Consider the following 13,862-nt stretch of genomic DNA (forward strand, 5'->3'; position numbering starts at 1 on the left):
CAAAATTTTAACAATTAATTTAACATAATAATTTTTCAATCTCAAGAAAGCTATTAAAATCATTTAAAGTATTTATAATCAATGAAATAAAATTATTTAAATAAAAGCATTTTTTATCAAATTTGGCATCAATATTGATACAAAATTTAACAATAATTAACATTTTTTAACTTTTAAAAACATCTAATTTTTTATGAAAAAAACTTTTGCCGAAAAATCAAAAAGTTTGATTTTTCTTGGTGCTGTTGTTTTGGTGAGTACAACAGCTTTTTTATTGAATTCCTGCAACAAAAAGGAAGAAAAGAAAACATCAGAATCTCCTGAAAAAATTCGACCCAAACTTCCTGAAAACCAAGTGGCAAAAGAGAATAAAGATAAAACGCAAAGTAACAAAAGAGTTATATATCTAACCTTTGATGATGGTCCTAATAGAGGAACAAAAAATTTATTAAAAATAATTCATGAAAGAAACGTTCCGATAACTGCTTTTACGGTGGCAAAACACATATACGGAACCAAAACGCAAGAAAAAGAATTTGAAATCCTGCGAAACGATACACTGGTAGAATTAGCCAATCATAGTTTTAGCCATGCCGGAAGTCAATATTCCAGATTTTATGAAAATCCAGAAATTGTAATAGCAGATTTTAACCGTGCAAAAGACAGCATGAAACTTAGAAATAATTATGCAAGAACTCCCGGAAGAAATATCTGGAGAACAACAAAGATACATTCAACCGACATAAAAAGCTCTGCAAAAGCAGCAGACGAACTCGAAAAATCCGGTTTTAAACTTATTGGCTGGGATCTGGAATGGAAACCTGATGACACCATGAAACTGAAAGGAACACATAAAGAAATGCTGAAAAAAGTAGACAGTATATTTTTTAACAATTTGGAAAAAACATCAAGACATTTGGTATTTCTTACTCATGACCAATATCTTAATGATGAAAATTCTGTAAAAGAACTGAATCTCTTTATTAAAAGTCTTGAAAAATCGGAAAAATTTGAGTTTAGGAAAATATCAGAATATCCGGGAATTAATGATATATTAAATTAACACCGTCACAAGGTTTGTTAAATTTATCATTGATAACCAAATAGTTACTATATTTGATATGCAACCTTAAAAAACACGATCATGCATATTGTAAAAGTAATTGAAGTGATTGCCACTTCTGAAAAAAGTTTTGATGATGCTGTAAAAAATGCAGTAAGCGAAGTTTCCAAAACGATTAAAAATATAGACAGCGTCTTTGTAAAAGACATGAAAGTACATGTAAAAGATGGGAATATCAATTCCTACGGCTGTATTTGTAAGGTATCATTCCGAGTAGAACATTAATACAAAAACCATCCGTTAAAGGATGGTTTTTTTACATTTGAAAAAAATATGAAGATGCGGTTATCAGTTCACGAAAACTATTATTTTCCCATCGTCCGTATTCTTCTTATTACTTGTGTTTTTCTATGGCAAATGTGAGAAAATAATCAAAATTGCAAAAGGGTGTTTTCACCCTTTTTACATAAGATTGTTTTTCAGAACAAAAAGAACGATTCCTACTCTGCTCTTCACATTCAGTTTTACAAATACAGAATCTCGATATCCATCAATTGTTCGTGGGCTAAGATTCATTTTATCTGCAATTTCTTTATAGGTAAGTTCTGAACAGGCCAGTTTCATAAATTCAATTTCTGTATCCTTCAATTCTTTCATTATTTTTTGGAGTTCAGCTTCTTCAGATTTTACTTTAAGCAAACTTTGGGTAACAATATCTGTATAAAATGTTCCATCTTTACTCACAATATCAATTGCATTGAACAAAATTTCCGGAGACATATCCTTTAGCAAATAACCTTTAGCTCCGGCTTTTAACATTTGGATAATTGTATGCTCGTTATCTTCCATTGTAAGAGCAATTACTCTTATATTGGGATATAACTTGGTCAAAACATGAGTAGTTTCTATTCCGTTTTTAACCGGCATATTAATATCCATAAGTACCACATCCGGAACCTCAGCTGCATTTTCAAGTTCATGCAGAAAGTTTTCTCCATTATTAGAATTCAATACAACTTTAAAATTTTTATTTGAAGAAATCATATTTTCCAATGCTTTGGAAACCATTTGATGATCATCTACAATTGCAATCTTTACATTTTTCATTATTTGTTATTTTTTATAGTTGATTGTTATTTTAGTTCCAAAGTCAGGTTTTGAATTTATCAAATATTCTGCATCTATAAGTCGTGCTCTGTTGGATATATTCTTTAATCCACTTCCACTCTTACTTTGATTTTCAGAAAAACCTTTACCATCATCATCCACATTTATTTTCAAATAATTTTCACTATCATGTATTCTGACATTCATATTTTTTGCATTAGAATGTTTCAGAACATTATTTATAGATTCCTGTATTATTCTAAATAAGATTAATCCGTGATTTGAATTAATATCAATATCATGCTTGTTCGTCATAAAATCAACATTAATCAGATTCAGTCTCTTAATTCTATTTATCTCTTTTTCCAAAGAATCAATAAGTCCGAAATGCAAAATACTATCTGTAATAAAAGTTTTGGAAAGGTTTCTGATATCTTGGATGCATTCTCCCAAAAGCTGGTTAATTTCAATAATAAGTTTCTGATCTTCTTCACTCGACATTTTTTTATTGGAAATCATTCTGGCAACAGAAAGTTTCTGTCCGAGGTCATCATGCAATTCCTGCCCTATATAATTAAGAATCTGCTCTTTTATTTCTATTTCCGATAATGAAAGCTGCTTTTGAAACTCTAAAGCATCTTGCTGTTGTTTTAGAAGTAATTCCCCCTTTTTTTTGATGAAAAATACATATACCAAAATTACCATTAGCACTACCAAAAGTAGAATAATTGTGGAATAAATGATAAAAAAATCAGTGTTTGATAAATTCATTTCAATCTAACTTCTTCGCAAAAAAAACTCCGGCTAATAAAGTTCCATAACCTATAATATTTATAAAATTTAATATTGCTTTATAAATACTGATATTCATCATTTTATCTGCAACTGAACTAATCAGTAACAAAGGAATTAAACAAATAAAGATAATAAATAATCCTGCAGTGATCCAAAATGGATAATAATTAAAAATTTTCAATATTCTATCTGAATTAAATGTTTCATAAACAAACAACATAAATGTTATTAATAATAAAACACAGTTTACAAAATATGTATAATCAGGAAATATTGAAAAAAAATCTTTTATCAAAAACATTGATAATAAATAATTAATCAAAAAAATTATGATAATACATAGTTGGATTTTTCTTACTTTTTTATTCTCAAATAATTTATAATAATAAATAAAAAAAGACAAAAAAACTAAAAAAAGAGTTCCAACTATATAAACAATTACACTGCCCCTCTGAATATTATTAATCTCATAATAATATTTAAAACATTTACCAATGATTTCACATGCAAGTATCAAAAAAACTGAACCTGTAAAAAAAATAATATTTTTTCCTAACTTTTTTTGTTTAAATATTAATAATAATAACAATAAAAGTTGCATTAAATTAACAATGTAAATTATATAATCACTATCCATATATTTTGCTACAAATATAATTGTTGGTCAAAATCTATTTAAAAACAAATGAAACTATCATTTATAATAACTATATACTAGATTAATTATAAAACAAATTGCATTGTAAGTTAGAATGATAAAAAATTAAAAATCTTATTATTTTTTCTTTAGATATGACGTTAAAAAATTAAAATTATATTGAAAGGTCAATTAATTACCTCCTGTTCCTGTTCCATATGGTGGAGTCATATGTCCAAAATCCATACCTGAAACTCCTTGTAGAGCATCTCCATCTTTACTTGCCTGTGCTTTTTTAACCCTCTGATTTTCAACAGGTATCAGATAAACTGTTTGATATCCTAAATATTTTGGATCTTGTTTGGGATCAATTACCTGATCTTTCGGATACTGCCCAAAAACAATTTTAATTCCAGGGTTTGTCACTCCTTTTGCTGCAGCTTCTTTTTTCACATAATCGATATAACCTTGCAAAACTTCAAGATCGTAATATACTTCTCTTGCATCCGGTTTATCAGCTTCACGTTGAGAATTAATTAATTTGTAATTGTTATTCTCATACTCATTATAAAGAATCTTTGTTTGCTCTCTTGAAATAAGATGTTCCTTATAACTGTCTGAAGATTGGGCATTTCCCTTCGTACATGCTGCTAAAGTTGTCATAGCAAACAAAATAAGCAGGTTGTTTTTTTGTAAAATTTTTGTTTTCATAAAATCTATTTTTTAGGTTTCATCAAAAATACTATATATTTGGAATTGTAATATGGGAAAAACACCTTTTTTTAAGCAGAAAATACTTATGGAAAATCAATATATCAAATCTAATTATTCAAAGGTAAAAGAACACATTCCTCAACATGTACAATTAGTTGCAGTATCCAAAACTCATCCTATAGAAAAAATTAAAGAAGTCTATGATTTGGGGCAGAGAGTTTTTGGAGAAAATAAGGTTCAGGAATTGGTAGAAAAATACCCAAAACTTCCAAAAGATATTCAATGGCATTTAATTGGTCATCTTCAGACCAATAAAGTAAAATACATTGCAGAATTCATTGATACCATTCAAAGTGTGGATTCTGAAAAAATTCTAGCGGAAATTAATAAGCAAGCCGAAAAATATGCAAGAAAAATTAAAATTTTTCTGCAAGTAAAAATTGCAGAAGAAGATACAAAATCCGGTTTGGAAATAGAAGAAGCCAAAAATCTATTTCAAAAATATCTGAATGGAGATTTCCCTAATATTGAAATTACAGGACTTATGGGAATGGCAACGTACACGGAAGACAAAAACCAAATTAGAAAAGAATTTCAAAACCTAAAAAATTTATTCGATGAACTTTCCGTACAGAAAAGACTTGAAACCCTTTCTATGGGAATGAGCGATGATTTCCCCATTGCCATTGAATGTGGAGCTAATTCTATACGTGTAGGTTCAGCTATTTTTGGCAACAGGAATTATATTATTTAAATCTTTTAGGTATAATTATTGTAACAAAAATTTGAACAAAAGTTTACATAAGTCAAACTATGACAAACGCTAATTAATAGAAATAATATGCAGAAAATTTTAATCGTAGAAGACGAAAAAGCGATTTCCGGAGTGTTGGAAAATATTTTAACGGAAGAATTGCCCGACTATGAATTTGTAGTTGCAAATGACGGACTTGAAGGCTATAAGTACATTGAAAAAGAAGACTTTGCGTTGGTACTTTCGGACATCAAAATGCCAAAACTTTCCGGAACCGAACTCTTAAAACAAAGCCTCTTGCTAAAACCTGAAATAACATTTGTAATGATTTCCGGACATGCAGATATAGATACTGCCGTTTCTACTTTAAAAGATGGTGCTTATGATTTTATTTCTAAACCAATTGATATTAACCGATTGATTACCAGTGTAAAAAACGCTTTAGACAAAGGCAATCTGAAAAAAGAAAACAAGAGCCTTCAGAATGAGAATAAAACCCTTAAAAAGAAGGTCAATAAAAAGTATCAAATGATTGGCGAAAGTGCTGCCTTGAAGAAAATCCAAGAAATGATTGACAAGGTTGCATTGTCCGATGCAAGAGTTTTAATAACCGGACCAAACGGAGCCGGAAAAGAATTGGTAGCACATGCAATTCATGCACAAAGTGAACGCTCCAAAGGTCCAATGGTGGAAGTAAACTGTGCTGCTATTCCTTCCGAACTTATTGAATCTGAACTTTTCGGACATGTAAAAGGTTCATTTACAGGAGCTATAAAAGATAAGCAAGGAAAATTTGAACAAGCAAATAGCGGAACAATTTTTCTTGACGAAATTGGCGATATGAGCCTTATTGCACAAGCAAAAGTTTTGCGAGCTTTGCAAGAAAGTAAAGTTTCTCCGGTGGGAAGCGACAAAGAAATAAAAGTAGATGTAAGAGTTATTGCCGCTACTAATAAAAATATGCAGAAGGAAATAGAAGCAGGAAGATTCCGAGAAGATTTGTATCACAGACTTTCCGTTATCGAAATTTATGTTCCTTCTTTAGACGAAAGAAAAGAAGATATTCCACTTTTAGTGGATTATTTCACAAAATTAATTGCTGATGAATACGGAAACTCTCCAAAAGAATTTGATAAAAGTGCTATTGAAGCTCTACAGAAATTTTCTTGGACTGGTAATATCCGAGAGCTAAGAAATGTAGTAGAAAGACTTGTAATTTTAGGGGGAAATCCTGTAACGGATGATGATGTTATGAGTTTTGTAAGAAAATAATTTTTTAAATAAAAACGGATTTCTATAAAAGTTTGCGGTAATTTTGTCGCAAACTTTTTTTAATGAAACTCCTGAATCCGCAATACACCAAAAAAACTCTGGAACTTGCTATTCCTGTGATGCTTACGCAGCTTGGACAAGTATCTGTAAATCTTTTTGATACCATTATTGTAGGAAATCTTTTGGGCTCCGATGCTTTAGCTTCCGTTTCATTGGGAAATGCTATTTTTTTTAGTGTTTTTGTTTTTGCTTTAGGCATGTCTTTCGCAATTCCACCTTTGGTTTCAGAGGCTCATGCACAGGAAAACCATGAAGAAATCAATCGGGTTTTTCGACACGGATTCATTATTAATATTTCTGTAGGAATTGTATTGATGCTTCTGGTCTTATTAGGAACTCCCCTACTTTATCACATGGATCAGCCTCCGAAAATCATTCCGAATACCATGGCTTTTTTAGAAATTATGGCGTATAGCATGATTCCGTTTATGATTTTCCAAACTTTGAGGGAAACTTCCGAAGGACTTTCCTATACTATCGGAGTGACAAAAGCTACTATCATTGCCAATATTCTGAATGTTGCTCTGAATTATATTTTCATCAAAGGTCTATTCGGAATTCCGCCAATGGGAGTGAAAGGTTCGGCTTTGGCCACTTTGATTTCAAGAGTTTTTATGATGCTTTTTCTTTATTTTGTTTTGAAATACGAAAAAAAGACCAAAAGATACATCCATGATTTTAGTCTGAAACTGAACCTTTTTTCCAAAGAATTATTTACAAAAATGATCAAACTGGGAATTCCCACTGCTTTGCAAATGTTTTTTGAAGTTACAGCTTTTGCAGCAGCCGCTTTTATTTGCGGGTTGGTTTCTGCGCATGATATTGCTTCGCACCAAATTGCTTTGAGCATGGCTTCTTTCACTTTCAATCTGTGTATTGGATTTAGTGTAGCTTCTACCGTAATGATCGGAAATCGACTTGGAGAAAAGAATTTTATAGAATTAAAAAAACAGGGAATCAATAATTTAAAAATCGTATTCCTTTTCATGTTTTTCTGCGGAATTACATTCATTATCGGAAGAAATATTTTCCCTACTTTTTTTACTAAAAAAGAAGATGTTGAGGTAATAGAACTCGCTTCCAAACTTTTAATAATTGCAGCATTGTTCCAGCTTTCGGATGGAGTTCAGGTAGTGGCTTTAGGCTGTCTTCGCGGAATTCAGGATGTGAAAATCCCAAGTATTCTGACATTTGTTGCGTATTGGGTTATTACCATTCCACTTGGATATTTTCTTTGCTATAAAATGAAAATGGGCGCTTTCGGAATGTGGATTGCGCTTGGATTAGGACTGAGTGTTTCGGCTATTTTATTGGTGATTCGTTTCTTGAGATTGAGTTCCAAAAAAATTGCCCATATTACATCTAAATAAAAAGAAAACCAGCTTCTGAAGCTGGTTTTCCATAAGTCAATTAATAAATTATTTTTTAATTATCGTTTTGGTAATTGTTTTACCTCCGTTTATAATGCGTACATAATATACACCTGGAAGAGCATTAGAAATATTAATGTCTGTTTCTTTTTGATTTCTAAAAATTTTCTCAGCAATAACACTTCCATTTACATCAACAACCTGAACATTTGCAGTCATCAAATCTTTTGCTGAAATTTTAAAAATACCATTGTTTGGATTAGGTGTTATATTGATTTTACTTTCATCTGCCAAATCATTATTGGTAACGAAAGGCTGCTTACCTTGTTTCTTATTATATGTAAGCGTAAATCTTTCACCTCCTTCCAATTCTTTAGTCACCACATTCTCTTGTACAACATCTAATAAAATTTGTTCTCCCGTTTCAAATTGAACATTTGTAGTAAATGAATATTTAATAGAATATGTCTTTCCAAATTGAAGAGGTAAATTTCTAATCTGAGCAACTGGTGAATACACTAAAATCTGATTTTTATCCAATACTTTGATTCCTTCTCCAAATGAGTTATTCTTAATGGCTAATTCAAATAATTCAGGCTGCAATTCTAATTTTATTTGACCTCCTAACTCGAAGAATTTTCTTCTAACATCATCTTTGAATCCGGTATCTATAAAACGAATATTTGTATAAGGATATTTTTCGTTTATACCACGTACAAATACATTGGTTGGTGGAGCGAAATTAGCAGGATTTGTATCATAAACCTGAACATTTTTCCATGCTACATTGTTATTATTTTTAGCATTTACTCCAACATTTACATTGTTTTGTTCATTGTACATTGGATCATTTGGAGCAAGGATTCTTGCTACTAAACAAAAATGATGAACATCACTGGTGTAGTTTGCCGGATTTGGTGGAAACCAAGGTACAGATACAATCGTACTACTGTTTGCAGGTATTGCAGGTATTGCTACACTACCTATAAAATCTCCATGCAAAACATTATTGGAACCAACCATTTGATAATAATTATTAAAATGTGTTGGCCAAGTAAGACCAGTAGATGCTTTTGCATAATATACAGCAAGTGTAGCAAAAGAACTTGTAGTAGTACCTTTATTAGTTACTCTTACATTTACATAATTTGGATTGATTGTAGTGTATTCAGGATTTACAGAAGGTCCGTTTGCTGTCGGATAAGAAACCCAAATATTTTCACTTATCCACATTGGTCCAGTATCAGGATTTGGCTCAGTACCATTATCATAAGTTCTGTCTCCTACATATAAATTGATTGGTGCAGGAGCAGTACAAGTACCAACACCTACTGCACACCAAGCTCTTTCAGTATTTACAGCTTCGGCAGAATTTGCACCGTATAAATCTATGGCAGATTGTATGCTATACGTTCTTGCATTTGCATAATTGGAACCAGATGTCAAATAAACAGTCTCTGTTCTATATGCTATTTTTGCTGCCTTATCTATACCAATAGGTGCTACATAATATGACGTACCAAAATCATTTGTGCCGCTTCCTCCTTTGGACAATAAATAAAACCAAAAATTTTGAACTCCACTATTGGTGTGAACTCCGCAATTGTCATTGAAACCACTTGGTGTACAACCTACTACATTGTACCAATATGTTCCTAAGTAAGTATCCGGTTGGGAATATGCGTTAGGATTAGACATGGATCGTATAACAAGTCCAATATCTTCGCCCAAAGCCCAAGTCTGTTTGGTAGGATCTGTAAAATATTCTACAGAAGCACCCCAAATATCGGAAAAACTCTCATTCAAAGCTCCAGGTTCTTTATTATACACAAGGTTAGCAGAATAAGAACATACTCCATGTCCAATCTCATGTCCTGCAATGTCTAAAGAAGTTAGTGGATTATAGCTATTGCTTGCATTTCCATCTCCATAAGTCATTCTGATACCATCCCAAAACGCATTAAGATAATTTGTAGAATAATGCACGTAGTTCAAAATTTTAGCACCTGCATTGTTAAAACTATTTCTACCATGCTTTTGCAAAAAATAATCGTAGGTTTTTTCTGCACCAAAATGTGCATCCAATGCTGCATCATCTTTATTAGCATTATGCCATTCTGCTGCAGTCCAGTTATTATTATTATCCGTAAAATTTGTATTTACATAAGTAGTACCATGATTTAAATTATAGGTTTCAACGCCCAAACCTCTAATGTAATCTCTTAGTTGATAACCTCCACCTCCTGCTGTAGTTTCTATAGTGCGGGTTCCGGAATATCGAGTTTGTGCAGTACCTGCTACTAAACTAGGTACATTTATTTTGATAGGATTATTTTTTTGTAAATGAGCTTCTTTTATAATAGCATCTTTATAAATAACTTCTCCAGTATTGGCATCAACGTAGACATAATCTCTGCTTAATGGTTCTAAAGCATAAACATCAAATTTATACGCTAGCTTGAATTCTTCTTCTTTAGTATTCAAATAGTTTTTACAAATCACCAACTCTCCTTTTGGTAAAGAATTTTGAGTATTTTGAGTTTTATTCAAAAGTTCTAATTGTGCTGCATCCTGCCAAATATATTTTTTTGCCTTTATATCGCTCAGAGCATTATCCAATGCTTCTTTTTCTGATAATCTTGGTTTAATTTCTATATTTGAAAAATTAGCTAAAGCTCCATTAATAGAAGTAATAGTACCATTTTTACTATGCAGATTTAAAACAGCATGCTCTACTTTTATTCCTTTATAGTATTGCTGAGTTTTGTAATGCAAAAAACCCAATTCATCCTTTAATTCGCTTTTATCTATAAGAATATAGCTATAATCATTATTTAAATTTAGTTTTTGATTAAAAATAGTAGTTGGTGCTAAAGACTTTGACATGGCTATATCTGAAATATTTTGAATAAACACTTCTTCAAAACTAGTTTTCTTGTCTTGAGCAAAACCAGGAAGCATTGATAGTAATAATAATCCTGTAAATATTTTACATTGTTTCATGATTAATTAGTTTTTATTTTTACCTACTCTTTTTTAGGCTTTTCGGTTTTCGCCTTTGTTGCTAATAAAATTTGATTGAAAGTTAAGGTGATCGGGCAGAATTCATATATTTAGATTTTTTATTAAAAAACATAGATTTAATTTTAAATGATGCTTAATCTTCAATTGCATACAATATTTAATTCTAATTTTTTTTCCGATCAAGTTCTGATTTAGTAGATATTCTAAAGACATATAGAATATCATTAATTAGACACAAAAATTTTGAAAATAATTTTCTCAAATTGTGATCATTAATTTTTACTGAATAAATTTACATTTATATAAATTCAATTTTTAAACGAAAAACGCCCGTTTTTTCAAGTGAAAACACCTTTTATAGAATTTTATTAAATTTTTGTACCATAAAAAAGGCTATTTTACAATGTGTAAAATAGCCTTTTGCTTATTTAGCGAATTCTTAAATTATGTTTGTAAGTTTAATCCTTATTATATTTTATAATTTAAATTCTAATTTTACATTAAAGAATCTTCCTGTCAATCGTACCGGAACCGGATATAAATAGCTCGAAGAAACATCTGTGATCCACTGGTTTGCAACAGTATTGTTGATATTAAAAGCATTGAAAACCTGAACTCCCAAAGTAAGTTCTTTGAAATTACTCCAGAAACCGCCATTCACTTTATTGTCTTTCTGGTCAATGAAAATTTTGGAAAGCCCGATATCCACTCTTTTATACGAAGGTAAAGTTCTTCTGAAAAGATAAGGATCTGAAAACAATGGCGCTCCATTTGGAAGTCCGTTTGCATACGTTAAAGTAAGATTTACTCTCATGCTTGGGAATTTTGGCATGTAATCCTGATAGAATAATGAAAAACGGAAACGCTGATCTGTTGGTCTTTCAATTTTTCCTTTTCCATCAATATCTTCAAAAACACGGGCATAACTTGCGGAAATCCACGAATCTACACCCGGAACAAACTCTCCGAACAATCGTGCATCAACACCATAAGCATATCCTTTGGAATTATTTTTTCCTGTATAGCGAATTCTTACATTATCCAGATAATACGGAATTAAATTATCCATTTTTTTGTAATACGCTTCTGTCGTTAGTTTGAAAGGACGATCAGACCATTTGAATTCATAATCATTCGCCAAAATAACCTGAATAGAACGTTGTGATTTAATATTCGGATTAAAGTTTCCGTCCAAATCTTTAATTTCCTTATAAAAAGGAGCCTGATAATACACACCTCCCGAAAGTTTGAAGAGCATATCCGCATCCCAATCCGGTTTTATGGCAAATTGAACTCTTGGAGAAACAATAGTTTCATCATTAAAAGACCAATGTGCAGCACGAACTCCGGCATTTACAAAAACTCTATTCGTTCCCCAAAAGAATTTCTTAGAATATTGAGCATATCCTGAAAAACGGGTTGGCTGAATATGATTATTTCCAGAAATCAAATATTTTAAAGAAAGATCAGAAGCATCCAAATTTCCGGGAAGTACAAAATCTCTCGGAGTACTATATCCTAAAGAATCTACCAATTGCCATTCATTCGTCAGATCTTTTAAATCTTCTTTTTCAAATTTTACACCGATTTCATAATCCGTATTGGCATCAGGAGAAAAACGTGTTCTGAATTGCGAACCATACGTTTTTACCAATAGATCATTTCTCGCATGATCTATCTGTCCACCTACATCATAAGAAGTAATCGGATCACCTGTAATCGGATCAAATGCCTGCAATATATAAGCCGATGCTATAGAGTAATATTCCTTTTCACGATTCTGATAAGCAAAATTATCTAAAGTGAATGTCCATTTTTTATTCGGTTTGAAATTCACAGAAGCAGTACCCATTATATTTTTGTATTGATCATCTTCTTTTCCATCATAGAAAACTGTCAGCTTTATAGGTTGTTGTACAGTTCCGAAATCTACATCTTTTTGTCTTGGGATCATTTCGTAATCATTCTTGCTCAAAAAACCGATAAAGGAAACACTCCATTTATCATTGATATTATAGTTGATGTACGATTGAAAATCCATATACTGCGGATTAAAATCCGTATCTTCATTTAAAGTATTGAGAACAAGATTTGTATTTCTATAACGTCCTGAAAACATTGCAGAAAGTTTTTTATTCTTAGAAGCAAAGCCTGTAGAAAGTCTACCTCCTATTAAACTTGCTTCTCCGGAAATTTCAAATTTTGTAGGCTGCTTGTAGTATACATTCAGTGCAGAAGACATTTTATCTCCATATCGTGCTTCAAAACCACCTGCCGAAAAATTAACGGCAGAAACCATATCCGGATTGATGATACTCATCCCTTCCTGTAAAGAATTCCGTACCAAAAACGGACGGTAAATTTCAATATCATTGATGTAAATTAAATTCTCATCATAATTTCCACCACGAACCATGTATTGTGAAGAAAGTTCTGCATTGGAATTTACAGAAGGAAGAGATTTTATCAAAGTTTCAATTCCACCAGCAAGAGAGGCAACTTGCTGTGCTTCTTTTGGAGAAAGTTCAATAGATGTAAGATCGTTATTTTTTGGTCTCCCTTTTTTCTGGAAAACGACTTCCTGAATTTCAGTCTCACGTTCAATACTGAACATTTGAACGAATACATTCTGAACTTTAGGAGTTGTTTTTATAGTTTTAGAAAATCCTTTATAATTTTCCTTTTCTACAGAAAGTGTCTGCTGTGTACCGGCAATAGGCACTTTAACAACACCATCATTATTGGTAGTAAAAGTTTGATTATCATAGGAAACATTGGCATTGGCAACGGGCTTTCCATTTTCATCAAGAATTTTCAGATTGATCTGCGAAAACGCAGCTATGGGAAATAAAATTAGAAATAATAGAAAATAATTTTTCAATGTTGTAAATTTTAAAGGCATAAATATACAATTTCTTAAGATTTTTAAAAGTCTTAAATGCATACTAATTGATATTAATTGAATAAAAACATTAACAGGTGAATTTCACACATTGCCACTCAAAGCATATTTTATTAAAAAAATCAATAAAAATAATTTTCAAAGTTTAAAAAATTATTAATAAT

Annotated in this window: 11 protein-coding genes; 5 read left to right on the forward strand and 6 right to left on the reverse strand. The window is 31.2% G+C overall.

The window, feature by feature from the left end:
• The first annotated feature begins 193 nt into the window (after positions 1-193).
• Entirely contained in the window at positions 194-1,063 is an 870-nt protein-coding gene (locus AC2A1C_RS11095; protein WP_484025780.1) for a polysaccharide deacetylase family protein, read from the forward strand.
• Positions 1,064-1,144: 81 nt separating this feature from the next.
• Entirely contained in the window at positions 1,145-1,348 is a 204-nt protein-coding gene (locus tag AC2A1C_RS11100; protein ID WP_484025781.1) for a dodecin family protein, read from the forward strand.
• Between the two features lie 177 nt (positions 1,349-1,525).
• Here AC2A1C_RS11100 and AC2A1C_RS11105 read toward each other — a convergent pair whose 3' ends face one another.
• The 4 genes from AC2A1C_RS11105 to AC2A1C_RS11120 form a co-directional block, all read right to left on the reverse strand.
• Positions 1,526-2,170 carry a response regulator gene (locus AC2A1C_RS11105; protein ID WP_484025782.1) on the reverse strand — a complete coding sequence of 215 codons (645 nt, stop codon included), beginning with the start codon at positions 2,168-2,170 and terminating at the stop codon, positions 1,526-1,528.
• A gap of 6 nt (positions 2,171-2,176) precedes the next feature.
• The gene (locus tag AC2A1C_RS11110; RefSeq protein ID WP_484025783.1) at positions 2,177-2,941 is read right to left on the reverse strand and encodes a sensor histidine kinase; all 765 of its coding nucleotides are present in this window, start codon (positions 2,939-2,941) and stop codon (positions 2,177-2,179) included.
• A gap of 1 nt (position 2,942) precedes the next feature.
• Positions 2,943-3,602, reverse strand: coding sequence for a hypothetical protein (locus AC2A1C_RS11115; RefSeq protein ID WP_484025784.1), 660 nt, complete (start codon positions 3,600-3,602; stop codon positions 2,943-2,945).
• Between the two features lie 192 nt (positions 3,603-3,794).
• Positions 3,795-4,313: a hypothetical protein gene (locus AC2A1C_RS11120; protein ID WP_484025785.1), complete on the reverse strand. Its 519-nt coding sequence runs from the start codon at positions 4,311-4,313 to the stop codon at positions 3,795-3,797.
• A gap of 88 nt (positions 4,314-4,401) precedes the next feature.
• On the opposite strand from AC2A1C_RS11120, the gene AC2A1C_RS11125 reads away from it, so the two are divergent.
• The 3 genes from AC2A1C_RS11125 (at position 4,402) to AC2A1C_RS11135 (ending at position 7,772) form a co-directional block, all read left to right on the forward strand.
• Positions 4,402-5,070 carry a YggS family pyridoxal phosphate-dependent enzyme gene (locus tag AC2A1C_RS11125; RefSeq protein ID WP_484025786.1) on the forward strand — a complete coding sequence of 223 codons (669 nt, stop codon included), beginning with the start codon at positions 4,402-4,404 and terminating at the stop codon, positions 5,068-5,070.
• Positions 5,071-5,157: 87 nt separating this feature from the next.
• Positions 5,158-6,342: a sigma-54-dependent transcriptional regulator gene (locus AC2A1C_RS11130; RefSeq protein WP_484025787.1), complete on the forward strand. Its 1,185-nt coding sequence runs from the start codon at positions 5,158-5,160 to the stop codon at positions 6,340-6,342.
• Positions 6,343-6,404: 62 nt separating this feature from the next.
• Positions 6,405-7,772 carry an MATE family efflux transporter gene (locus tag AC2A1C_RS11135; protein WP_484025788.1) on the forward strand — a complete coding sequence of 456 codons (1,368 nt, stop codon included), beginning with the start codon at positions 6,405-6,407 and terminating at the stop codon, positions 7,770-7,772.
• A 48-nt stretch (positions 7,773-7,820) separates the two neighbouring features.
• Here the strand turns inward: AC2A1C_RS11135 and AC2A1C_RS11140 are convergent, their stop codons facing one another.
• On the reverse strand, positions 7,821-10,775 hold the full coding sequence (locus AC2A1C_RS11140; protein WP_484025789.1) for a M4 family metallopeptidase: 2,955 nt from the start codon (positions 10,773-10,775) through the stop codon (positions 7,821-7,823).
• Between the two features lie 496 nt (positions 10,776-11,271).
• A complete protein-coding gene (locus AC2A1C_RS11145; RefSeq protein ID WP_484025790.1) occupies positions 11,272-13,410 on the reverse strand; it encodes a TonB-dependent receptor plug domain-containing protein in 2,139 nt (712 codons plus the stop codon).
• Positions 13,411-13,862: the final 452 nt, after the last annotated feature.

The sequence above is a fragment of the Chryseobacterium sp. HNCC26DJ241 genome, from assembly GCF_057180505.1.